General features: G+C 56.1%; 21 protein-coding genes and 1 pseudogene. 10 read left to right on the plus strand and 12 right to left on the minus strand.

Translation table 11 applies throughout. The features are described from left to right. Nucleotides 1–7: 7 nt before the first annotated feature. From TRIHO_RS24320 to TRIHO_RS17675, 4 genes are all read left to right on the plus strand, one after another. On the plus strand, nucleotides 8–157 hold the full coding sequence (locus TRIHO_RS24320) for a zincin-like metallopeptidase domain-containing protein (RefSeq protein ID WP_269745363.1): 150 nt from the start codon (nucleotides 8–10) through the stop codon (nucleotides 155–157). Nucleotides 158–317: 160 nt separating this feature from the next. Continuing rightward, nucleotides 318–1,703 carry a tyrosine-type recombinase/integrase gene (locus TRIHO_RS17665; RefSeq protein ID WP_021100879.1) on the plus strand — a complete coding sequence of 462 codons (1,386 nt, stop codon included), beginning with the start codon at nucleotides 318–320 and terminating at the stop codon, nucleotides 1,701–1,703. Further along, nucleotides 1,700–3,505 (plus strand): hypothetical protein, encoded by a 1,806-nt coding sequence (locus TRIHO_RS17670; RefSeq protein WP_021100878.1) that lies wholly within the window; start codon nucleotides 1,700–1,702, stop codon nucleotides 3,503–3,505. Before TRIHO_RS17665 ends, TRIHO_RS17670 begins: the two co-directional genes overlap by 4 nt. Beyond that, nucleotides 3,502–5,658 (plus strand): hypothetical protein, encoded by a 2,157-nt coding sequence (locus TRIHO_RS17675; protein WP_021100877.1) that lies wholly within the window; start codon nucleotides 3,502–3,504, stop codon nucleotides 5,656–5,658. Before TRIHO_RS17670 ends, TRIHO_RS17675 begins: the two co-directional genes overlap by 4 nt. 105 nt (nucleotides 5,659–5,763) lie before the next feature. Here the strand turns inward: TRIHO_RS17675 and TRIHO_RS23355 are convergent, their stop codons facing one another. Continuing rightward, entirely contained in the window at nucleotides 5,764–6,669 is a 906-nt protein-coding gene (locus tag TRIHO_RS23355) for a LysR family transcriptional regulator (protein ID WP_082705188.1), read from the minus strand. 100 nt (nucleotides 6,670–6,769) lie between these two features. Between TRIHO_RS23355 and TRIHO_RS17680 the strand changes: the two genes are divergently transcribed. From TRIHO_RS17680 to TRIHO_RS23360, 3 genes and pseudogenes are all read left to right on the plus strand, one after another. Then, a complete protein-coding gene (locus TRIHO_RS17680; protein ID WP_068246777.1) occupies nucleotides 6,770–7,075 on the plus strand; it encodes a hypothetical protein in 306 nt (101 codons plus the stop codon). After that, nucleotides 7,075–7,638, plus strand: coding sequence for a DNA-3-methyladenine glycosylase I (locus TRIHO_RS17685; protein ID WP_068246780.1), 564 nt, complete (start codon nucleotides 7,075–7,077; stop codon nucleotides 7,636–7,638). Before TRIHO_RS17680 ends, TRIHO_RS17685 begins: the two co-directional genes overlap by 1 nt. A gap of 130 nt (nucleotides 7,639–7,768) precedes the next feature. Continuing rightward, nucleotides 7,769–7,981, plus strand: a pseudogene (locus TRIHO_RS23360) (zincin-like metallopeptidase domain-containing protein); the annotation flags it as partial. Between the two features lie 42 nt (nucleotides 7,982–8,023). On the opposite strand, the gene TRIHO_RS23740 reads toward TRIHO_RS23360, so the two are convergent. From TRIHO_RS23740 to TRIHO_RS17700, 5 genes are all read right to left on the minus strand, one after another. Next, nucleotides 8,024–8,839 carry a hypothetical protein gene (locus TRIHO_RS23740; RefSeq protein WP_131811218.1) on the minus strand — a complete coding sequence of 272 codons (816 nt, stop codon included), beginning with the start codon at nucleotides 8,837–8,839 and terminating at the stop codon, nucleotides 8,024–8,026. 92 nt (nucleotides 8,840–8,931) lie between these two features. After that, nucleotides 8,932–9,264 carry a hypothetical protein gene (locus TRIHO_RS17690; protein WP_068246783.1) on the minus strand — a complete coding sequence of 111 codons (333 nt, stop codon included), beginning with the start codon at nucleotides 9,262–9,264 and terminating at the stop codon, nucleotides 8,932–8,934. Between the two features lie 63 nt (nucleotides 9,265–9,327). Beyond that, complete coding sequence (locus TRIHO_RS23745; protein WP_131811219.1) at nucleotides 9,328–9,864, minus strand: DUF7678 domain-containing protein; 537 nt, start codon at nucleotides 9,862–9,864, stop codon at nucleotides 9,328–9,330. Between the two features lies 1 nt (nucleotide 9,865). Continuing rightward, on the minus strand, nucleotides 9,866–10,108 hold the full coding sequence (locus TRIHO_RS23750) for a hypothetical protein (RefSeq protein WP_131811220.1): 243 nt from the start codon (nucleotides 10,106–10,108) through the stop codon (nucleotides 9,866–9,868). A gap of 4 nt (nucleotides 10,109–10,112) precedes the next feature. Continuing rightward, entirely contained in the window at nucleotides 10,113–11,918 is a 1,806-nt protein-coding gene (locus TRIHO_RS17700) for a type IV secretory system conjugative DNA transfer family protein (RefSeq protein WP_068246789.1), read from the minus strand. A 293-nt stretch (nucleotides 11,919–12,211) separates the two neighbouring features. On the opposite strand from TRIHO_RS17700, the gene TRIHO_RS23365 reads away from it, so the two are divergent. Genes TRIHO_RS23365 through TRIHO_RS23370 form a run of 3 tightly spaced genes read left to right on the plus strand, consistent with a single transcriptional unit; the run spans nucleotide 12,212 to nucleotide 14,218 of the window. Then, a complete protein-coding gene (locus TRIHO_RS23365; RefSeq protein ID WP_082705189.1) occupies nucleotides 12,212–12,781 on the plus strand; it encodes a hypothetical protein in 570 nt (189 codons plus the stop codon). Next, complete coding sequence (locus TRIHO_RS17705) at nucleotides 12,778–13,485, plus strand: hypothetical protein (RefSeq protein ID WP_068246791.1); 708 nt, start codon at nucleotides 12,778–12,780, stop codon at nucleotides 13,483–13,485. The genes TRIHO_RS23365 and TRIHO_RS17705 overlap by 4 nt, the downstream gene beginning before the upstream one ends. A 1-nt stretch (nucleotide 13,486) precedes the next feature. Continuing rightward, nucleotides 13,487–14,218 carry a PP2C family protein-serine/threonine phosphatase gene (locus TRIHO_RS23370; RefSeq protein ID WP_165595928.1) on the plus strand — a complete coding sequence of 244 codons (732 nt, stop codon included), beginning with the start codon at nucleotides 13,487–13,489 and terminating at the stop codon, nucleotides 14,216–14,218. Nucleotides 14,219–14,347: 129 nt separating this feature from the next. On the opposite strand, the gene TRIHO_RS17710 is transcribed toward TRIHO_RS23370, so the two are convergent. From TRIHO_RS17710 to TRIHO_RS17730, 6 genes are all read right to left on the minus strand, one after another. After that, a complete protein-coding gene (locus TRIHO_RS17710; RefSeq protein ID WP_068246794.1) occupies nucleotides 14,348–15,619 on the minus strand; it encodes a relaxase/mobilization nuclease domain-containing protein in 1,272 nt (423 codons plus the stop codon). Nucleotides 15,620–15,622: 3 nt separating this feature from the next. Then, nucleotides 15,623–15,973, minus strand: a complete 351-nt coding sequence (mobC, locus tag TRIHO_RS17715; protein WP_232367822.1) for a plasmid mobilization relaxosome protein MobC — start codon at nucleotides 15,971–15,973, stop codon at nucleotides 15,623–15,625. Nucleotides 15,974–16,575: 602 nt separating this feature from the next. After that, nucleotides 16,576–18,156: a fucose isomerase gene (locus TRIHO_RS17720; RefSeq protein ID WP_068246799.1), complete on the minus strand. Its 1,581-nt coding sequence runs from the start codon at nucleotides 18,154–18,156 to the stop codon at nucleotides 16,576–16,578. A gap of 1 nt (nucleotide 18,157) precedes the next feature. After that, entirely contained in the window at nucleotides 18,158–19,090 is a 933-nt protein-coding gene (locus TRIHO_RS24060; RefSeq protein WP_207498723.1) for an FGGY-family carbohydrate kinase, read from the minus strand. Nucleotides 19,091–19,161: 71 nt separating this feature from the next. Beyond that, nucleotides 19,162–19,665 carry an FGGY family carbohydrate kinase gene (locus TRIHO_RS24065; RefSeq protein WP_207498725.1) on the minus strand — a complete coding sequence of 168 codons (504 nt, stop codon included), beginning with the start codon at nucleotides 19,663–19,665 and terminating at the stop codon, nucleotides 19,162–19,164. Nucleotides 19,666–19,677: 12 nt separating this feature from the next. Then, on the minus strand, nucleotides 19,678–22,308 hold the full coding sequence (locus TRIHO_RS17730; RefSeq protein ID WP_068246802.1) for an alpha-L-rhamnosidase: 2,631 nt from the start codon (nucleotides 22,306–22,308) through the stop codon (nucleotides 19,678–19,680). Nucleotides 22,309–22,315: the final 7 nt, after the last annotated feature.

Genomic DNA, 22,315 nt, shown 5'->3' on the forward strand with positions numbered 1-22,315 from the left:
GCGCGGCATAAACCGGAGCGCGGCATTATGGGCCTTATGCCGATGTCGGCATAAGGCCCACTGGACCAAGAACAAAATCCGTCTTGACCGTGAGTTCGGGCGCAAAAAATGGGGTGATGAAGGCTATGCACGCGAAGAGCTGGTCGCATTATCTTGACAGTCTGCACCATCTGTTCGTTTCTGGTTTCAAGGCCAGTTGCGCAACGCAGGGGGTGGTCAGGCCAGACGCCGCGCTCACCACAAAGCTGGCGGTGGCTGGCCTGATCACCGCCGTCGGATGAAGTGCACAGGCATGGGCTATTTGGGCGGGCAGTGGTGTGGAACGTGATATTAGGCTTCAGGAGACCCGCAACGTAGATGGTCTTGATCGGGACATTCCGACGATCCTTGCCGATGGAACAATTTATGACCCCTACCTCGACCGGTTTTTCCTGGAACTTCCGTTGAACGGCACGCGGTCCCGGCACACGCTGCGTGCCATCGGTTACGACATTGTTGTCTGGCTTCGATTTCTGGAACAGGCTCGCACGACTTCCGTTTGGTCTGTGTCACATGATGACGTCGTCGCCTTTCACGGCACAAGACGACGCAGCGGTGCTTCTCATCGCATTTCCGCGTCGTCCTGGAACCGTTCCGTCGCATCGCTTGACAAGCTCTATCGGTGGGGCGTGGATCGGGAGTTGATTGCTGTCAGTCCATTTCGGCACCGGCAAGTCTGGAAGCGTGGTATTGCTGGTCGCCGCTCGGCCCAAACAGAACGCAACATGGCCTATGAGCCATCCGCCGCGCCGTCCCATCCTCATTTTGCTTCACTGGAGACCTATCGGCTGTTCAACAGGCTCGGTCTCCGGGGCCTGACGCGAAAGGGACACGAGCGGCCCGGTGCGCGGGACCGCAATGGTACGCGGAATGCGCTCTTTGCCGATCTGCTGGTTTCGACTGGGCTACGGCTCGAAGAGGCGGGATCTCTGTTGGCCTGCGAAGTCGATGCCGAGGACATTGGCGAAGGGTCTCCGCGACAAATCAGATTCGAGTTGCCGCCACCGGTTTCCAAAGGCAATCGTGGCCGGACGATCCTGATCCCGCGCCGCGTCATCGCGCGGCTTCAGGATTACATCGAGATCGAGCGCGCCAGTGCCATCGCCAAATTCAAGGCGCGATCGGTTTGGACCAGGACCACACGGCCGATTTTTGTCGAGTGGTCCGAAGGCAATCGGACGATGCTCACGTTGCCAGACGGTTCCAGCGCCCGTATCGACCGGTTCGATCCGGAAGAACGTCAGCGGCTTGTTCTTTGCAAGGCGGGCGTGCCTTATGCGCCAGCCGCGCTGTGGCTGTCAGAGATCGGGCTGCCGGTTCGGTTCAATTCCTGGGAGGCGATATTTCTGCGCGCAAGCCGGCGCTGTAGCGGTGTGGGCCTCGATATCCGGCTGTCGCCCCATCAGCTCCGGCATACGTTCGCCGTCCATATGCTGGCCATGCTGATCGAACAACAGATCGGTCATACCGCACATGACGTCAGCGGCATGGAGGCCTACCGCCAGCTTTTGAGCGATCCGCTGCAACAGGTGCAGCGGCTGCTCGGTCATGCGAGCATCACGACGACCTATGTCTATCTCGACCAGATTGCGGCGCAGGCGGATACGGTGGATACTGCCGTGGAAAGGCTTCTTGCGCTTGTGAGCGATGGTGACGTTCTATGACCGCCAGACCGCGCAAGGGCCGCGTTGCCGCCTTCTCAGCCGATGATGGCACCGTCGACGCGCATGAACCCAGTTCGGTGACTGGTCTGCGGTTCAGTATCGTGGCCCGATCAGGCGGGACCGCCCAGCTCGATTTCACCGACCTGCGGCCTCGGCCGCTGGCGATTGACGCCGCCCAGGCCATTCGTAGACTGGCCGAGGTCGGCGGTCCGCTTGGCGCGCGTTCGACTGTGATGGCCTATGCCAACACAGTACGCATTTTCTTCGCCTTTCTGGCGTCGGAAGCGCCCAACCTTACGACGTGTCGTCAGATCGAAGCCGCGCATATCGACGGGTTCGAGGATTGGTTGGATGCCGAAGGCAAGAGCCGGGTCCATGCATTCACGATCCTGTCGAAGGCCGTTGTCGTTTTCCGCGAGATCGACGCGGACCAGCCCGACCGGGTGTCGCAAAGCCTGCGCGACCGATTGCGATATACCAGCGCACGGCCCTTCGAGCGCCCCCGATCACGTGATGCCTACAGTCCCTTTGTCGCCCGGCAATTGCGCGATGCGGCCCGTGCCGATGTCGCAATGATGATGCGGCGAATAGATGGGCACCTGCCCGAGACGCTGATTGCGCACACCGATCCGGTCATTCGGCAGAGGGCCGTCGCCCTGCATGAAGCGGTCGCCCGACGCGGCTTTCTTCCGCGCAATGACAAGGCGAGCTCCGCCCTCTACCGCGCGCTCTATTCACGCGGTCTGCCAACGTCATCGCTTCTCGACGGTATCTATGCCCGGTTCTATCTGACGGTTCACGACCTTCCGCCATTACTGACATTGCTCAGTCTCGATACCGGCCTTGAGATCGAATGCGTCAAGGCTCTCAAGACCAACTGCCTGAGCAATGCGTCGGCTGGCACTGTCACCCTTCGCTACACCAAACGCCGCGCCCACGGGCTTGCGCAAAAGGCGATGCGCGTGCGGGACGGTGGACCGACGACACCCGGTGGTCTGATCCGCGCCATCGTGAAGATGACCCAAACTGCGCGACAGTTCGAGTCGTCCGATGCGCTCTTTGTGTTTTACCATGCCTGCGGTTTCCGTTCGGTCGTTCGGCACCCCAAATTGACGCTGAGCCACTGGATAGCGCGCCACGGCATCGTCGATGACGACGGGCACCCCCTCACACTGCTGCTCTCGCGGCTACGTAAGACGCACAAGGCGCTCTGGTATCTCAAGACCAGCGGCCACATGGCGCGCTTCGCGGTCGGACATTCGGTCGATATCGCCGCCCGACACTATGCCGATATTCCGTCTTTGCGTCCGCTTCACGAGGCGACCGTCGTCGATGCTTTGGAGGACGCGATACGACCGGGTGCGGCGGTGACGACCGACCCGGTTCCAGCGGTTGATGACTCTCACACGGACACACGGCATTGCATCCCGCCGCAAGGGGATGGTCACGTCGCGTCGGCAGACATTCAGGATGTCTGGCTTGCGAGTTGTTCGGGTTTCTATGACAGCCCGTTCTCTAGTCCCGGCGCGCCATGCAGCCATCCTTTCTGGGGCTGTCTCGATTGTCGCAACGCGGTCATCTCGGAACGCAAGCTGCCCGCCATCCTGGGGTTTCTGGATTTCATCGTTGCCCAAAGGGCTGCGCTTGGCGCGGAGGAGTGGGCCGCCAAGTTCGGGCATGTCCACGCGCGGATCACGCAGCAGGTGCTGCCGTCGTTCCCGGAGGAGGTGATCGCGACGGCACGGGCCTCACTCGCAGTCGATCCGCCGCCGACATATCTGCCGCCTGAGGCTACACAATGATCGAAGTGCAAACATCATATCCTGAGCCCGATTTCGAGAATCGATCCTACTGGCCGGTCCTGACGCATGCGCCGCTCCGTGCCGGATATGACCGGCGGGCGCTCTCGCGATACGATGACGAGCACTGGGATCTGAGCCCGGCGGTGTTCCGGGAGAATGCGCGGCGATGCCATTGCACCGTCAGGTTCGACACGCTGCCAGACCCGGCGATGGCTGCAGCTATGCGGGCATATCTCCATGCACGGCTCAACATCCGCATTCCAGGCTGGGCACCTCCCCTGCCACCCGCGAGTATCCGGCAGGCTTTCAATCACTTACGGCCATTCTTCGAGTTTGTTCATGATGAAGTGGGCGCGGTCGATCTTGCCGGAGTCGATCAGGCGCTGCTGGATCGATACGCAAAATCCGTCATGACCTCGAAGGCACGGCAGCCGGCGGTTAACGCCCTGCTGCTCAAGCCGATCTGGCATCTGCATCATTATCGCATGCACCTTCCCGGCGGCGGTCTGCAATTCGAGCCCTGGCCAGGGCAGAGTTCTGCGTCCGTCGTGGGGTATTCTTCGAAATCGCAGGAGAACCGGACGGCCCGCATTCCAGAGCCGATCCTGATGCCTCTATTGAACTGGGCGTTCAAATACGTGCAGGTATTCGCGGGCGACATCTTCGCTGCGCGTGCCGAGTTGTCTGCAATAGCAGACCGTGCCGAGCGTCTTGTAAAGACGGATCGGGATCGCCCCCGGAAAGATGCACTTGCTTTGCGCTACGCCCGGATTGAGCGCTGGCTCGCAGCAAGAGCGCGGGAAGGCCGCGGGGTGCCGATCTGGGCGCAGCCGACGAACGGAGCGACGCGCGACAGTGCGGACAGCCCACCGATTAACTGGCATCTGCTGAATCTTGTTGCGGGTGTTGATGTGCGGATGAGCCCCGGAAGCCATCTCAGGATGCGGAAATCTGCGAGGCAGATGGTCGAACGCCACATGGCTGAACACGGGGTCGAACGGGGCGGCTTCGACACGCCCGTCTCTTGCGACCCGGATACCGAACGGCCGTGGCGTTCGGGCTTCGATCATCTGGCGGTGAAGCGCGAAGAGCGTATGTTGCAGGCAGCGGGATACATCCTCTGCGCCTATCTGACCGGCATGCGCGATTGCGAAGTCCAGGCGATGCGCCCCGGCTGTCTGGACATCAAGCGCAGCGAGGACGGGCTAATCGAGCGATACCGGGTGCGCTCGACGGCGTACAAATGGAAGCGCGCGGCGGGGGTTCCGGCAGATTGGATCACGATAGAGCCAGTCGCCGAGGTGATCGGTGTCCTCGAACGGCTCTCGAAGGACGCCTGCGTCGCGCACGGCATCGACACGCTCTGGCCCGTTCTCGACGTGAAGGCTGCGGGCAAGACCCATCTGTCGACGGAGATCGTGCGCTCCCTCAACGCTTTCCGAGACCATATCAATGCCGAATTGGCGAGTAACGATCCGGTCGAGTCGATCCCGACGACGCACATGGACAAGGCGTTCAAGATCACCACCCGCCAGTTTCGCCGCACTCTCGCGTGGCACATCGCCAACCGGCCCTTTGGCACGATCGCTGGCATGATCCAGTACAAGCACGCCTCGGTCGCCGCCTTCGAAGGATATGCGGGATCGAGCCCGTCCGGATTTATGCGACAGGTCGATCAAGAGCATCGGTACGGCCAACTGGATGACATCCTGGAATATTTCGACGCACACCGGGTCGGTGACACGTTCGGTGGCCCGGCGGCGGCCCGTCTGACGGTCTCGTTCGAGGAAACAGTCAACGAACTTGACTCGCTTCCCGCGCGTATCGCCGATCGGGGACGGCTGCGGACGATGCTGGGCGATCTTGCCCGCACGTTTCACATTGGCGTTTTGGCAGATTGTTTCTTCGATCCCACGATGGCCCTTTGTCTCAAGGCGGCCACCGACCAGAGCAAGCCGCAAACTGCGCTCTGCCAGCCGACAAAGTGTCCCAACGCCTGTATCCGGGCCCGGCATCTTCCGGCTTGGAAGAGGGCGGAGGCTGACGCCAAACTACTTCTGAAAGAGAAGCGATTATCGGGCGCACAGCGATCCGCGTTAAAGGCAGAGCGGGAGCGTATTCGCGATGTGATCAGGGAGTTTTCGGAGCAATGAGAGTTTTCATGTACGTTGGCTAACCGGCCGTTCGCCAGGGCGGTCACGAACTCCCGCACTGCGGGACGAAACGGACTTTCCCAAACGGTTTTCCAATGGCTGCATTCAGAAATCACGACCTCTGTGAAATCTACTAACGATGTACCGAGAAACCGCTAACACTTCTGGCCTGCGCAGCTTGGAAACTGGCACAACCAGTGAAACCGGAATTGGATCGATCTTCCAACTGGGCAGTAGTTCAACGACGCTTCCATCATCCATATCTTTCTGTACAATAGCCTTGGCCAGCACTGCGGCCCCCAAACCAGAGCGAACAGCGGAAACGCACAATTCATAACTGTTCACCCGCAATACAGGGTTGGTGACACTCTGCTTTGTTGACTTGCCATTGTTTCGGAGCACCCATTCAGGGTTTTCTTGTGAGCGCAGAATAAGTGGGACACCAGATAAGCCGCTCGGGTCGGTGGGTACTTTTGCATCACGCAGAAAGTCTCTGTGCAAACATAACACGCGTTCCAATGGTGCAAGCGGGTAAACTTTTACACCATCGGTATCCACGGTTCCCACCCTGATACGAAGGTCGACCGCTTCGGCGCGCTGATCTACAATGTGATCACCTCCAACCAGATCGATACGAACCAATGGAAGGTTTTCACGCAAGCTTGGAAGCAACGGCATGATGAATTCAGACAGGTAAAGGTTAGAACCAGAAAGACACACCACTCCCTGAGGGACTGCACTTTGAAGTTCGTGTTCCACTTCTCCCCTAGCGAGTTGTAGTGCATCCACGGCCTTCACGCAGAGATCGAATACTCTTTTACCCGCGGGCGTCAGCTCAATCGCACGCGTATTGCGCTTCAAGAGCACAGCGTCGAGATCATTCTCAATTTCTGCAATTTTTTGACTGACATTTGACTTGGAAAGCCGAAGCGCCGCCGCCGCCGCTGTCATCGAGCCTTGCCGGACGACCTCAACGAGAACTTCAGCTTGAGCGTAGAATCTACTGTTCATGTTTCGCGACAATGGTTCAGAAATTATCTCTAATCAAGAACATCTAGAAAAGCTAAGAAGCGGTGACCTTGGGCAAACAAACATATGAAGGGACGCGATAATGGAGAGCAAACACGTTGTCGAAGTTGTAAAATGGAAGGCAAAGCCAACAGTTTCAAATGATGAAATGGTCTCTGCCGTAAACGGCATTTTGTCCGACCTTGAAACACTCCCCGGCTTCATCAGCCAGACATTGTACATTGATGATGAGGGGTATTGGGTTGACCTCTATCACTGGGAGACACACGAACAGGGTGTTGCATCCAATGATCTGATGGCCGCGCGCCCGTCCTTTCTGGCCCTGACGGAACTGATCGATCCCACCAGCGTTTCCATCGAGTTCCTTTCCCTGCCAGAGAGTGCATAATGGCAGAGGATACAAAAAACACTATCGTGCGATGCGATTGGGTCAGCACTGAACAGATTGAGGTTGATTATCACGATACTGAGTGGGGCGTACCTGTCAGAGACAGCCGCGCCCTGTGGGAAATGCTCGTTCTTGAAGGATTTCAGGCGGGTCTTAGTTGGATTACGATTCTGAAGAAGCGTGAGAATTTTCGAGAGGCGTTTTGCCAATTTGATCCAGAGGTCATTGCGTCGTGGGGAGACGTTGAAATTGAACGCCTGCTGACAAACGATGGGATAGTGAGACACCGTGGGAAAATTGCCGCCACGATAGGCAATGCCCGCGCCTACCTTCAGATCGAAGATTTTTCCCAATGGTGCTGGAATTATGTAGAGGGAGAACCCTTGATCAGTTCCTGGGACCGAACCCAGGACATACCGACATCAACGCCTCTCTCTACACGCATTTCCAAAGACCTGAAAACCAAAGGCTTCCGGTTTTGCGGGCCAACCATTGTCTATGCTTGGATGCAGGCAGTCGGCATCGTGAATGACCATCTGAATACATGTGACCTTCGAGATTGAGCGCGTGAAGCCGACTTCCATGTAAACCGCAGCATTTGGAACTTTGGGCTCTTTCCGGGCATTAGCCGCAGCTCGCACGAATGTCTGCGGTCACTGACAAGGCATATTTCGAGCTTGACTGTCAGGATAAGTCGCGGAGCTTGGCGCGGCATTCCTTTGCACTGACCTGGCCCTGACACCCGAGGCAGGCAAGGATCATGCGGCCTATATTCAAAGCTGGCTGAAGGTTCTCAAAGACGACAAGCGCGCGATCTTTGCAGCTGCTGCGCATGCGCAGCGTGCGGCTGATTTCTTGCATGGGTTGCAGGCCGTTGAGAAAGCCGACGACGTGGTCGCTGCCTAGTGCGGCGGCTTCAAAATTCTGGTCAAGCCGGATGGCTTGGCCCTATTCAGTCAGAAGCGTTGCGTTTGTTGGGCTTTCAAAGAGATAGACACGGTCAAATTGAGAATTTATTGGGGTGTCGAAAGAAATTCCCCAAAATGAAGTGGCGTTCGAAGGAAGCAGAATTCTTGGCCGCTCTTCTGTTGATAGAATATTTGGAACGTCCCGTGTAACAATGACCAGCCAATACTCTTCGCATAGATTATAGTTCATCAATGCTTTGTGTTTTTTGGCAAGCACAGCATCTAGTTCGTCTTTGCTGAGTGGTTCAGGAGAACAGCCAGCAGCGCCCGAGATCACACTGAATTCATGCCCGTCATTCAGAAGTTGAACATGCTGAAGAAAATCGGGGATTTCTGTGCAAATATGCTTTTCGTGATTACTTCTTTCCAAATCATTTTGATTGCGAACTAGCAGTTTCACCGAATGTGGCTGCATGGTCACAGAAACCTCTCGGATCAAGGCCGCAATAGGCTCAATGCTATCAAGCATATCTTTCTTCGCAGGCACACCATCGTTGAAAATTAAGCCTATATCTATGGGAAGCGCAGGATCAACTGCGGCAAGTAGAGCTTCTGCGAACTTGCGGTGAGCATTCTCCATTTGCGCCATCGGAAACTCACTTTCCCTGATCTGACGGTGCGCTTCAGTTATTTCTATTCCCACCCGCCTTCCGTCAATCTGAGCTAAAAAATCAGGACTTTCGGACATTTGAAGGTTTTCATAAGCAATGCCAGCGGCTTTAGTGAACCAATGAAAAGCGGATAACTCCTTGAGCTTCTGAGGATCCTCTTTCGCCAATTGTTCTAAAATATTCATGGGGTTAGTATGTCAGAGTTTAAAGGAAAAGACTACTTTTCAACTGGATATTGCGTTCTTGTATGCCCTGCACCCCACCTTAGCTGGAACTTTCAACCCCACCCCTCATAACCCATCGGCGGGTACGAATTTGGCGTTGGAAGGCCCTCACGGAAGCGATTGCACTCGTCCGTCCACAGCCAGTACATCAGCAGATGCGACAAGGAATATCGTTCTGAGGGGTTGTTGTCGCAGTGGGTGACCCAATCAGCGAACTTGATCTCCGTCGTGGCTTCAAGCCACTCTACATAGTCCCAGTAGCTACGCTGAAGATGGATGATCTCATCCACGCCTTTGTCATTTTTGTAAGCGCGACCAATGACATCGTAGCTCGGTGCGTTTGGCGTTTTTGTGCGCATGTGCGCCATAAAATCCTGATGGTTCATGCAAAACAGGATAGCATTTTGAGATGCTATCCTGCTATGAGAACATAGTCCTAAACCTCTGATCTAACGATCAAATCCGTGATCCTTGTCATCCTCGCGATCAAAGCCCTTAAAGTTTTTTACAGGCGTATCATCCAATCTGCTACGGATGCGATGCAGGGCTTCTCGATGCTCAGGCGTTTTCGGATCAACGGTCCATCCTTGATCATAGCGCATAACCAGTTCTCCATCTTTGCGCACATCAAGCTTGGATATTTTGCCGCCATCGATACCCAGATTTGACGGCTCATCATAAAACCTAGCTTTGAACTCATAGCCTTTCATGCTCAAGATTTTGCCATCAATCCAAAGGCTTTGGTCTGCACCGCTATCGTAGTTCATTACTGATCGTTGTCGTTCTGGCTCAGAGCCTTGTTGAACACGAGGCTGTAGGACTGTTTTGATCCCTGACATGCCAGGTGGAGCCAAGTTGTAGGCTGGGCGTGTTACGCCCATTGGTGGCTTAACACGCGGCTGCGCATTGTCTTTATCACGCAATTTGGGCTGATCTTCAGCCTTGCTTGCATCGGTGAAGTCGGATTTTGACGTGCGGCGAACCATATCACGTCTCCCCATTATCGTCATAGAACATGCGATGTCTCAGCATTATATGAACGCCAACAGCGGCACTTTCCGTGACGTAGCGGCGTAGCTTTGGATTATCTTGCATTGTGCCCCACAGAGTGACGCAGCCGAGCTGCTCTTCGGTAAGCCCGCCCATAGACGCTGCATAAAAAGCTTCGTTCGGCGCAAGCAGCAAGGTCACTTCAACACAAGCTGGAAGGGGAAATTGTTTAACAGACATTGGATCATCTCGCTTCAATGGCGGAGGAAAGATTGATGCCCTTGGCGGCCAGCTCTGGCACTTCAAACCATTTGATCTTGGTCGCCATGATAGGATTGGTGTTTTCAATCAGGATCAGCTGCTGGCTTTGATCAAGGCGCATCAGCTCATCGGGATACGCCAGCTTGCGCTGCGTTGCGGCCCGAGTGTCGGTGCTGGTGGTTGATCTGCTGCTTGAGCCACCCCCAGACCCGCCATAGCTTGAGCTAAACGCCGTGGCGACAGCCGAGCTAAAGTTCCAAACGGTGGTGACACCACAGAGATCAGAGAAGTAATCAGCCGAGGTTTTGTCAGGGGAGCCGAAATAAGCCACCACACCGCTATTCCCGATGAAGCTTTCGTAATCTTCACCGTAAACCTTGCGCAGCTGGCAGAGGTCCTGAGTGATCCCCCAAAGCTGAATACCGAATCCCGCCATTAGACCGTAGGCTTGTTCCACCATCGTCAGGCGTCCCAAGGCTGGCATTTCATCGAGAATGAACAGCACGGGCTTAATCGGCTTATCTTCGATGTTGCGCGCATTGACCGTGATGGCCTGTTGCACCAGCAATCGCAGAAACCGACCAAACGCCCCCAGCCGATCCGCAGGCAGGATCAGATAAATCGTCATGGGGGTCTTCTTCAAATCCTCGAACTTGAAGTCGGAATCAGACAAGCTTTCCCGCAGACGCTCACTATCCAGCATATGGGTTTCGGCCTGAGCTGACGCCAATACATTGGCCATCAGCTTTGGCTCTTTTTGCAGGGACCGCGCCCCTGTCGAGCGCACAATCTGGTGCGGTGACTTTGCCATTTTCTGAAACAGCGCGGTCAGTTCATCGCCGTTGAGAAGCAAAAGATCACGCATTGTGCCAAGATGGCGGCGGCCTTCAAACTCCTCATCAAATGCCACGTAGAGGATCAGACCTTGCAAGAGGGCCTTGGCTTCCTCCGCCCAAAAGCTATCGCCATGGTTATCTTTTTGGACCAAAGCGTCGGCCAAGAGCATCGCGTTTTCTACGGCGTCCACATCACCCAGCTCCAGCCAATCCAGCGGATTAAACCGCGCAACCGGCAGGCCTGATGTGTGCCACGGATCAACAGCATAGACCTGCTGTCCCATCTCTGTCCGGGCATTGGCCGTGATCATGGCATTCTCACCCTTGGGATCGATCACAAGGGCCGAGCCTTCATAGCTGAGCAGATTGACCACGATGTGGGATACGCCTTTGCCCGACCGTGTTGGCGCAACGGTTAGAAGGTGCCGATCCCCCTTATAAGAGAAGGCCTCTTCATTTCCATCTTCATTGATGACAGACCCCAGAACGATACCGTCGATCCCAAATAGGCCTTTCTCTTCCATGTGATCGAGGTTTGCCCATTTGCTTGACCCAAAGGTTGTGGGGGTTTGCAGCAAGGCTTTCACACCGCGTCCGACCCAATAGCCAAGGGCGACGAAGAAGCCGATGAATGAGATCAGCCATGCAGTGCCCCATCCCAACACGCCATTGTTGAGAACAGCAACAGCCAGTGCGAGGCAGCCAAGGCCAATGAATATGGTGCGGCGCAGCTCTTTGGCTTGCGGGGATAGAAACCACCCAATCGCAAAGCCGGTGCCGATGGACACGACCATCATGGCAATTCGGGCCAGCGTCATTTCAAAGTAATATTGTGCTTGATAGTTATTGTATCCATTGCCGCCAAATAGATTTTGCGCGTAGGCCGCATCCCCATCTGTTGCAATGAGTGTCGTGGCGGCCATCACGACCGCCAGTTTGTTTTGCCAGTTCATGGCACTCTCCTTGAAAAGGTTGAAAGTGCCTTGAGCGTAAGAAATATGATGTAAGATTCGCTTGGGTATAGGGCAGGTCGAAACGGGTAGCCTTCGTAATCACAGGAGATCACGGCTCAACGTTCTGATGCTACAGCAATATTAGGCTGACACCAGAGCGCTGGTGTGATGATGTGTGTCAGTCTACTTTTCTTGCTATTTCAATGCACTACACGCATAAGTATTTGACAAATACCTTAATTTATGACCTACTGTCCTCAGTCCTAGGACAAAGGACAGTGCGTGAGGAGCCAATGAAAAGCCAAGATATTATAATACTGCTCAAACTTGTGAGCCTATTGGAACAAGAAGAACATAGTGCTCATCTGCATAATAATGAGCAATCTATTAGAGAAGATCTGTTTTCAGTTCGCAGCTTGGGAAGTTCCCTTGGCATAAGCAAGTCTGAAGTCAATGCTTCAATTAACAGGAGTATTTTTTCTGGCCTTGCCACTAAGGGTCTTGAATTTGGGCGTCCACAGCCGAACCGGCGCAACTTGCATAATTTTATTGTGCATGGGCTAAAGTTCGTCTTCCCAGCAAAGCCTGGGGCCATAGAGCGCGGAATTCCAACTGCCTTTGCTGCACCTATGTTAGCTAATCTTCTTATGAGCGCTGGTGAATATACCTTAGTTTGGCCTTACGCCAAGGGTACCGAAAAAGGTCAATCGATAGAACCGTTGTTCAAGTCTGTGCCAGAAGCAGTTCAGAACGACGAACGGCTATACGAATACTTAGCTCTTGTTGATGCCATAAGGCTTGGCAAACAGAGAGAATCCCAATTGGCTTCGGATCAACTTGAAAGAAGGCTCCTAAAACGATGACTACGGTGACAGGCCAATTGCTCCAAATGCTTGAGACAGTTGCCGACGCTCTTGGAGCCGAGTTCCGAGAGCGTCTAGTCTTTGTTGGTGGGTGCACGACAGCATTATTCATCACTGATACGGTCACCTTGGAAGATGTCCGAGCAACAGATGACGTTGATCTTATTGTTGACTTGGCGGGGTATGCAGCTTGGGCAGAAATGCAGAATCAACTGCGGGAAAAGGGTTTTTCAGAGTCTCCAGAAGATGAAGTTATCTGTCGCATGAGATTAGGTGAACTTAAGGTCGATTTTATGCCCGATGATGAGAGCATCCTAGGATTTAGCAATCGTTGGTATTCCAGAGGTATCGAAACGGCTGTGATTCATCAGCTTACTGCTGAAATGGAGATCAAACTTCTGCTGCCAGAGCTCTTCATAGCTACTAAGCTTGAAGCATACATAGGACGTGGCGGGGGAGACCTCATTATGAGCCGCGACATTGAGGATATCTTACTCGTTGTGGATGGGCGGGAAGAACTGATCGCCGAAATTCAGAACGCTGACGAAGATATCCAAAGCTTCATTGCTGAACAGTTTAGAAAAATTCAGCAAGATTATGAATTTGAAAACTTTCTAACTGGAAACATTCGAGGACCAGAAGGTCGTGTTAGAATTGTTCAGGATCGCTTTTCTGCGATATCTGCAACTGATAGCGGAGGATAGAGTGGAGTTCGAATACCTTTGGTGTACTGAGCAAGGGAAACGAAGCGATGACAATCGCGATTTTTGCGGCATTGGGCTGCGATCCGATATTTCTCTTTGCATTGTACTCGATGGGGCTACCTCTGGCTCAAAGAGCGGTGATTTTGCGTGTAAGATAGCAACTCAATTAATCGACTGGTTTGTTGAAGTTACAGCCCCCATAACTGTTGACGCAATCATTATTCAACTGCGTGAAGTCCACAGACTACTTGCACCAGATTTCCGATCTGCATCGGCGAGCTATGCTGTAATCGTGATCGAAGCTGAAAAGCCCCTTACAGTTTTACATGCTGGAGATTGCTTGGTTGGGCAGCTTCACAAAACGCGCCCTGTTTGTTGGAAGACACGGCCACACACACTTGTAAACGCTATCCAAAATATGCCGATAATAGAAATTGCCCAATCGACACTGAGAAACCGACTGACGCGCAGCCTCAGAACACGTGAGTTTTTAAGACCTGAAGTGTCCCACTTAAATCTCAATGGAGATGAGGCTATCGTTATTGGTACAGACGGTTTTTGGGCTGACCTTCACCCTGATGATCAAAGCCTTTTTTTGAGAAACAGAGGACTACCGGGTAAAGAAAATAGGGACGATTGTAGTGCATTGATAATCAGGCCTACATCTCCAAACCGGAAATCGAAGATAGTCGAGGGGAAATCAAAAAACCTTTATATTGTAGATTCACGTTAGCTTCGGAGACGGCAATCTTCGAACATACCAGCGAACCGTATAATCACTGTCTTAGCCCTCATGAGGCGAGCGCATCCATACAGCGAACGAGCCTCTTGGGGGCGGGGATTAGGTTAGCGAGCTTAAAAACTAGATCGAAAAAGTTGGTCCACGATCACGGTTTCTCGGAACGATTTGATGTTCGGCGTTTCGATGCGCTCGCAGCGTTTGTCCTATTGAACGAGCCAATATTTTGCGATCTTGCACCTGCTTATCCCGCAGTTTTTTGAACTGAACTTGAAGCGTTTGTCGCTCGCGCATCTGAGCGAGAACCAAATCGTCACGCTGACCTTGGTCACGTTTTGTGCAACGCATAGCCTCCGCTTGATTGCGCTTTTGCATCTTGCTGCTTTTGCCAGTCAATTTGTCGAACAAGCCGCGCAACCCCTTGTTTAGACGCTCTTGTCTGGCTTTGACTTCATCTTGCCAGCGTTCCTCTTGGCCGTCTTTGAGACGCTTGCGTTCAAGCCTATGCTGGCTCGTCATCGCGGTTTTCTGATCCATTAAAGGCTTTGCATCTTTTTTATGCTTGGCTTTGGTTTGTTCGATGAAGGCTTTGAGTTGTCCTGTCACTTTGGATCGAACATCAGCACGAACATCTGTCACGGAAGGAAGATCGTCAGTTGATCCAAGCTTAGCTTTAACTGCCTTGGCCTTTTCACCGACCAACCGGGACAAAGAGTAAATCTCCCCATTCACGTCCACAGCCACAAAGCCGCGCCGATCTCCTTTCGCAATGAAATATCCTCGCTCCGCAAGGCCATTGCTAAACGATTTGAGTGTGTCTGACCGTTCCCATACTTCACGAAAGAACTGTTTGATCTCTCTTGGATCAACACCTTGACGCTTGGCTTGCTGCCATTCGGCTAAGGTGAAGTTAAGGGGATTCTTGTTGCCGTAGGTTGCCAGTCCATCAGGCAGCACCCACCCATGATCCAAGTACAGATCACGCGATAAATCTCTGAGTTTGGTTTTAAAGTGAGGAAGATTGATCGCTTTCATCTCATCTCCATTGATCCGCGACCATACCACATGGGCGTGTCTCCGGCCTTCCTTCTCGTGGACAATGATAGCACGCGGCTGACCGCTTAGTCCCAGCTTCTCTTCAGCACGATCTGCCGCGTCCAAGAAATCCTGCTCGGATGCAACATGATCTTGGGGCGGATTGAGGCTTAAGGAAAACATGAACTGAGTGCATTGCGTCGCCTTTGATATGGCATAGGCCTCTAACAAAGCCCCATGAATATTATCAGCAACAAAATCACGGATTTCCAATACCGTGACATGATCATTGTCGCGGTCATTCATTAGATGATCTGCCAGCGCCGAAGCACCAGCTCTTTGAGAGCCTTTGAGGATCATGGTTTAACCCTTCAAAGCTTCCATCAAGGTAACGCGCATCCATGCGATATCCGCCAGAGCGGCCTGAATATCCGCAGCCAACTCATCATCAACGTAGAGCGTGCCTTGATTGATAGCCTTGGCGATTTGATTGAGATTGTTTGCGTGGCGTGTCTGGCCAAATCGAGCCAGCACCTCCGCCAGAAGCTGTTGCTCCGCCACAGGCGGTTTGCGTCGCTTGCGGTAGGTCGGTGCCGCCGCATTGAAAACCACGGACTTGATATATGATGCCAACGGCATTGCCCCAGCTTTGGCTTCGAGCCGCTGACGTTCATCCTCGTTCAGGCGTAAGGAAAAAGGTGCAGGGCGGCTCATGGGCGCGGCCCTCGTAACTTGCTCGTCGCAATCGAAAGTCTTGATGTGGAATTTTCAAGAGAACGCAGCCTTTGAACCAGCTCAGGATCAGACCGCAGATAGCGCTCCCAATCCTCTAAATCTGATAGGAGTTCAGAGGGCTCAAAGTGTTCTAGGTTTTCATCCGCTAGTGCACCATTTGGATTTTGCCTCCGCCCCCCTCTAAACACGCGAAAGAGCCGGATATTTCGGGAGTTCCATACCGTTTGTCAGCCGTCCTTTTTAATGGGACAGTTGCTGCCAGCCGTTTTGGCATGCACGATTTTTTCCGTTCCTGCGCCTCACCGCCAGTTCGGAGATGCCTTGGAGTGGCAGGCGGCCCCAGCGTATTGGTGAGGTGATGCTGGGTCAGGGAGCGGTCGAACACGTCCTTGTTGCCCACGGCAACCGGCTACAGCGTCGATCCACGCTGTACTTGGAAACCCACGATTTGCCGGGCCCCGTCGGCCTGCAGTTTGGAGGGACAAACCCAACCTGCGAAAAGACGATAGCGATCACTGCCTACAATCCTGATACACCATATCGCCGCTCCGCAGACGGAACGGCGACGCATGTTCAGTCCCTCAAACGCCGCAAAGGGTTACGGAGAGGCCGAGGGTTTGGGCCAATGCTGCACGGGCGCGCAGGGCGCGGTCCGCGTCGGCTGCAGTGTTGGCGTAGACGACCTGAATGTGATTGGCCTTGTGGCGGCCCATCATCTGATCACGGCTGACGCCAGTCAATTGGGCGTTCATGATCGGCCATTCGGCATTGGTCCCTTCGGAGCGGCGGCTCTGTTCCGCCTCTGGCAGCTCGATTGCCTGACCTCGCCCGATGTCCATATGCAACGCGCCACCGGCTACGTAGATCCGGCTCCAAATGATCTCGCCCGGTTTGGCGTAACCCTTCAGCGTGCCGCCGCCGGAAGGAAAGAACATGGATGGCTGTCGCAGGCTTTCGGAGCCAGCCCAGCCGCCTTCATGATGAGCGGGCGGCGCCGCGCCGGAGATCTCGAAAACCCAAATAAAACCATCTGTGGTCCCGCTTTCGTCCGGTCCGCCCCAGCGCAGATCATGCAGCGTGGTTTCGACCGGTTGACCGAGCGCGCGGTGCAGCCGGTTGATCAGTACCCCATCCAGCGCGGCGCATTCATCCACCTCGTTAAAATGCACGATTGCCTCGCCAGGCCGGATCTCACAACCATCGGCGCGGTAGACCGGCGGGCGCTCCACGTTGTTGAGCATCCCTTCCACCAAGTCAGACGCGGGCAGCAGATCCTTCAACCCTTGTTGATACTGGATGCCAATCGCCTCGCAGCCGAATTCATCGGCCATTCGTACCGCCGCCACATACATCCGGCACTGATCCAGCACCTGCGCCTCGGTCAGCTCTACCGCCGGATCTTGACCGAGGTGAAAGCGCATACCCTTCGCGCACATCCAGTCATAGACAGCTCTGGCCTCGCCTTCGGGGACCTGCAACGTGGCATGGTAAAGCGCAGATTGGCTTAACCGCTCCTTGTAGATACCCATCGGCATCAGCAGCTCGTCGGGGATAATCGCGTTGTACATCCCCATGCAGCCCTCGTCGAAAACCCCTAGGATCGCCTTGTTACGCTGCAGATCGGCGGCGATGTCCGCCACCAGTGCTGCATCCTCGCTGCCGCCCTCAAAGGGCCGTGTGTGACTATTGTCGTGGCGGATCTGCCCTGTTTGCAGCCATTCCGTCAGCCCCTTGAGGAAGAATTCGTCGTTGAAATCCTCGCTCCATAACGTCGCATAGCTCACACCAGCCTTGGTGAGCGATCCGTTGAGATTGAGCAACCCGACAAGTCCCGGCCATTGCCCCGACCAATTGGCGAGTGTCAGGATCGGGCCGCGGTGACTGACGAGCCCAGCCAGCACATGGTGGGAATATTGCCAGACGGCCTCCGCCACGATGAGTGGGGCCTCCGGGTCAAGTCCGGCAAACACATCCATCCCCTCGCGCTGGCTGGCAATGAAGCCGTGGCCTGCAGGCTTTACAGGGTGGCCCCGCACAAGTTCATGGCCCATCTCGGCCAAAACCTCTGCAAGCCGGGCTTCCATCGCCGCCTGCGCAGGCCAGCACTGCAGATTGGCGCTTTCACGCAGATCGCCACTGGCGACAAGCAGGATCTTTGTCATATCAGCTCTCCATTATGTCCTTGTAGACCGCATGATCGGCCTGCATTTGCCGCATCACCCGGTATTTCCTGTCGTGATAGGTCGCGATTGCGCCGCCGCGCGGGGTGATTTGCCGGTGGCTGCCCGACATCGCCGCCATGGCCGAGACCAAATCAGGCTGTGCACCTGCAGCGACCGCCCCGAGCATCGCCGCCCCCAAAAGCCCCGGTTCGCCCGCCTCGGCCACCAGAATACGGCAACCGGTGGCATCGGCGTGTTCGCGCAGATAGAGCGCGTTCTGCGCCAGCCCGCCGCTCACCACCAGCGTGTCAACCGGCGCGCCCTCAGCCGCCATCACCTCGAGGATATGGCGGGTCCCATAGGCCAGAGCCTGCACCGTGGCGAGGTAATCCAAGGCCAGATCATCGCGCCCAGCAGCAAGGCTAAGCCCAGAGATCGCGCCCTTGCGCCAAGGCGCAGCCAGGGGCGACCGGTTCCCGTGAAAATCAGGCAGGACGTGACGCCCCGCCGTCAACGTCGCGGTCTCTGCTTTCATTTCAGCAAGATGCGCTTCGATCAGCGCCGCCGGGCGGGTACCCTGTGACGCAACCTCCGCGATCAGATCCGGCCCAGCGCCATGGCGCGCGATCACCGCATCCATCAGCGCACCGGCTGCCGATTGTCCGCCCTCTAGCGCCCATAGACCGGGGAGCGCCGCGCCAAAGTACGGCCCCCAGACACCGGGCACGAAACAGGCCTCTGGCCTCAGTGCGATATGGCAGCTGGAAGTGCCGGCAATCAACGCCAGCCGACCGGCAAGCGCCTCGCCGCCGCGTTGCGTCTTTGTGCCCTTGGTCAGCCCGAGGCCGAGCGTGCCGAGGGCTCCCGCATAGGCATCGATCAGGCTCGCCCCCACCGGGACGCCGGGCGAAAGCCCCAGCTCGGCAGCCGCCATCACACTCAGTTCACCACAGGGGCTGCCCGGCGCCGCCAGCTGCGCGCCGATGGCGGCATGTCCGTCTGTCGTCAGATCCGAAAGACCGATCGCAGCGAGGAAATCATCGTCCCAGCCCTCGCCGGCCGCTCGCGTTTCAGCCAGCGTAGCTTGGGCAATTCCATCTCCGGCGAAATGCAGCCACCGACATGAGCCAGCGGCGTGCCGCCAATGGCATTGATCGCCTCCGCATCATCGATAGCACGGTGATCCATCCAGAGGATCACATCCTGCCCCGGCATGTCGTCTGGATCCACACTTGCCGGCGCGCCATCCGCCCCACTGACCACCAGCGAGCAGGTAGCGTCAAACCCCAGCCCACCCACGGAGTCTGCCGACACTCCCGAAGCCGCAAGCGCCGCACGCACCGCCGCGCAAACCGCCGCCCAAATGGCGCCACTTTCCTGCTGTGCAAACCCCGTTGCCGGGCGGTGCGTCACCAGTGCAGCCGAACCAGCGCCGCACAACCGTCCGGAACCGTCGAAAACGCCCGCCCGTGCAGACCCCGTCCCAACATCGATACCGATAAAATGCATCGCCTTACTCCCTCAGGTGGCGTCTAGTTTCAGAACATGCGGTCCAGCGTTCACGGCAAACGTCCGCCGTCCCTTCCAGTGCCAGCCCTCCGGCAATTGCACATCGCCCGAGGTGCCCGGCGGCAGATCGATTTCCCAGATCACCGTTTCTTCCTCAAAGCGCCAGGCGCTACGGATTGGTCCGCTGGCTGCGCGGTAACTGGCACGAAGCGGCGCAATCCGGCGATCAAAGACGGGCCGCAGCGACAGGCGACGATAACCCGGACCCAGTGCGCTCCAATCGATGCCTGCCAACCGTGCCCAGATCCATTCTCCGACAGCGCCATAGGCATAGTGGTTGAAGGAATTCATCGCCGTAGACTGAAACCCTTTGTCCGGCGTCCAGCCATCCCACCGTTCCCAGATCGTCGTGGCACCTTGCTGGATGGAAAACCCCCAGGACGGATAGCTTTCCTTCAGCAGAAGATCGACAGCGCGCTGCGGCGAAAGCCAGTCGCAGACAACTGGTGCAAGGTGGCGCACACCCAGAAAACCCGTCTGAAGATGGCCATCGGCTGCCGTGAACAGCGCGTCGAGCCGCGCCGCAGCTCGCGCAAGATGCTCTGGCGGCAACAAGCTAAAATCTAATGCCAGCAGATAGGCCGTCTGGGTATCACCGGAGAGCCTATCCCCCTGCCAGAACCGTGCAACAAAGCCTCGCCGCAAGCGACGGGCCAGGGCCAGCCAGGGCGCGGGATCCTGACCCGCGACCGGTGCCAGCAGCGCCATGAGGTCGGCAAGATGAATCCAATAGGCGGTGGCAATCAGGGCGCGATCGGTATTGGGCCCGATTGACAACCAATCACCGTAGTTGTTGTGCACGGCCTGGGTGCGGATACCATCGGGATTTTCGCGCGCGATGTAATCCATCCAGGCGCAAAGCGGTGCCCACATCCGGCGGATCAATCCGGCGTCACCGTAACGGAGCCAGTGATCGCGGCACAAGATCACCGGTGCGTCGCCCCAGGCCGGTGCGCCGGGTTGCGGGGTGAGCCGATAGGGGTTGAGCGGCTTGGTCGGCGCGACATCGGGAAAAACGCCCGCTTCGGACTGACCATCGACCATATCCAGCAGCCATTTCTCGGTGAAGGCCGAGATATCCATAAAATAGCCGGCCGTACGCCAGAACACCTGCGCATCCGCGGACCACCCATAGCGTTCATCGCGCTGAGGGCAATCGGTGGGCACCGATAGGAAATTGCTGCGTTGACTCCAGAAAATGTTTGAGATCAGTTTGTTAACAAGTTTGCTCCCGGTTTCAATCTCGCCTGAAATAGGCAGATCGCTCTGGATCGCCACGGCGGTGATCTCCAGCAGCTGCGCCTCGGGTGTGTTGCTGCGGTAGCCCACATATTGAAACCCGTGGAAAGTGAAGCGCGGGGTGAAGCGCTCCGGCCCCTTGCCTTTGCATATGTAGATATCTTCGCTCACGGCGTAGCGCAGATTGTCGGTATAGAGATTGCCATCGCCATCCAATCGTTCGGCGTGGCGCAGATGGATCTTGGTCCCGCGCGGCGCATCCACCAGCAGGCTGACGTATCCGGCAAGGTTCTGGCCAAAATCGAAAATGCGTTCGCCGCTCTCGCCAATGCTTTCGTGCTGCGGCGCAAGCCTTGCGACCTCGCGCGCCATCGGTGCGCGGGCGGCATCCAATCGGGGCGCGCCGGGTTCGGGGACAAAGGCCTCTACAGGTTGCCAGTTTTCCTCAACAAACCCGGAGGCGCCCCAACCGGAAAGCTCCAGGCGGGCATCGTACATCTCCCCGGCAAGGAAATCGGAATAACAAATTGGCCCCTGTTTCGTTCGCCATTGCGCGTCGCTGACGATCCGCTCCACGTGGCCATCAGCATGCTCAATGTGCAACTGGCACAGGAAGGCCGGGCGCCCGCCGTAGTGGTTGCCCGCGCGACGCTGGTTGTGACCGATACGGCCACTGTACCAACCTTCGCCCAATAACGCCCCCAGTACGTTTTCACCGGCCTGCAAATGCTCCGTCACATCGTAAGTTAGGTACTCCACACGCGTGTGATAATCGGTCCAGCCTGGCGCCATAACGTCATCGCCGATCCGCCGCCCGTTGACCGAAAATTCATAAAGCCCCAGGGCCGAGACATAGGCAAAGGCGCGTTTGGGGGGCGCGGCTAGCGCGAAGACGCGGCGCAAGTGATCTGCGGGTCGGGCCTGAAAACGGTTGTCGTAATGGGAATCCTGCGGCACCTCGCGCCCCGCTGGCAGCACGAAATAGCGGCCAATCCATTGGGCCTTCCAATCGGCCGGATCAAGACCAGTGAAGAATTGTTCAATATCCGAGTGGTTCTCATGCCCGCTTTGATCGCGGAAACTCACACGCCAGAAAAACCGCGCTTCACGCGGCAGGGGCGTCCCATCGAGTTGCACCTCGCCGGGGTTTCCGTTCTGCCAACCGCTATCCCAGGCTGTCTCCACCTCAAATGTCTCTGGCTTGTGGGCCAATTGCACCCGAAAGGAGACCGCCTCGCCCCGACCCTCGGCAGCCCAGCAGAAGGTCGGACGCAAATCATTGAGCCCTCGCGGGGCTGCCTGTAGCGCGCAGCGCAGATCCACCGGGCGAACCGGCTCAGACACGGCACAT

The organism is Tritonibacter horizontis (assembly GCF_001518015.1).
Lineage (GTDB): Bacteria > Pseudomonadota > Alphaproteobacteria > Rhodobacterales > Rhodobacteraceae > Epibacterium > Epibacterium horizontis.

Coding starts and splice junctions, on each gene's coding strand:
- TRIHO_RS24065 (WP_207498725.1), bottom strand. CDS start 19,665: ATGCATTTTATCGGTATCGATGTTGGGACGGGGTCTGCACGGGCGGGC.
- TRIHO_RS17685 (WP_068246780.1), top strand. CDS start 7,075: ATGGCAGAGGATACAAAAAACACTATCGTGCGATGCGATTGGGTCAGC.
- TRIHO_RS23355 (WP_082705188.1), bottom strand. CDS start 6,669: ATGAACAGTAGATTCTACGCTCAAGCTGAAGTTCTCGTTGAGGTCGTC.
- TRIHO_RS17710 (WP_068246794.1), bottom strand. CDS start 15,619: ATGATCCTCAAAGGCTCTCAAAGAGCTGGTGCTTCGGCGCTGGCAGAT.
- TRIHO_RS23365 (WP_082705189.1), top strand. CDS start 12,212: ATGAAAAGCCAAGATATTATAATACTGCTCAAACTTGTGAGCCTATTG.
- TRIHO_RS23740 (WP_131811218.1), bottom strand. CDS start 8,839: ATGAATATTTTAGAACAATTGGCGAAAGAGGATCCTCAGAAGCTCAAG.
- TRIHO_RS17690 (WP_068246783.1), bottom strand. CDS start 9,264: ATGAACCATCAGGATTTTATGGCGCACATGCGCACAAAAACGCCAAAC.
- TRIHO_RS24060 (WP_207498723.1), bottom strand. CDS start 19,090: ATGGCGGCTGCCGAGCTGGGGCTTTCGCCCGGCGTCCCGGTGGGGGCG.
- TRIHO_RS17720 (WP_068246799.1), bottom strand. CDS start 18,156: ATGACAAAGATCCTGCTTGTCGCCAGTGGCGATCTGCGTGAAAGCGCC.
- mobC (WP_232367822.1), bottom strand. CDS start 15,973: ATGAGCCGCCCTGCACCTTTTTCCTTACGCCTGAACGAGGATGAACGT.
- TRIHO_RS17700 (WP_068246789.1), bottom strand. CDS start 11,918: ATGAACTGGCAAAACAAACTGGCGGTCGTGATGGCCGCCACGACACTC.
- TRIHO_RS17675 (WP_021100877.1), top strand. CDS start 3,502: ATGATCGAAGTGCAAACATCATATCCTGAGCCCGATTTCGAGAATCGA.
- TRIHO_RS17680 (WP_068246777.1), top strand. CDS start 6,770: ATGGAGAGCAAACACGTTGTCGAAGTTGTAAAATGGAAGGCAAAGCCA.
- TRIHO_RS23750 (WP_131811220.1), bottom strand. CDS start 10,108: ATGTCTGTTAAACAATTTCCCCTTCCAGCTTGTGTTGAAGTGACCTTG.
- TRIHO_RS23745 (WP_131811219.1), bottom strand. CDS start 9,864: ATGGTTCGCCGCACGTCAAAATCCGACTTCACCGATGCAAGCAAGGCT.
- TRIHO_RS17705 (WP_068246791.1), top strand. CDS start 12,778: ATGACTACGGTGACAGGCCAATTGCTCCAAATGCTTGAGACAGTTGCC.
- TRIHO_RS17670 (WP_021100878.1), top strand. CDS start 1,700: ATGACCGCCAGACCGCGCAAGGGCCGCGTTGCCGCCTTCTCAGCCGAT.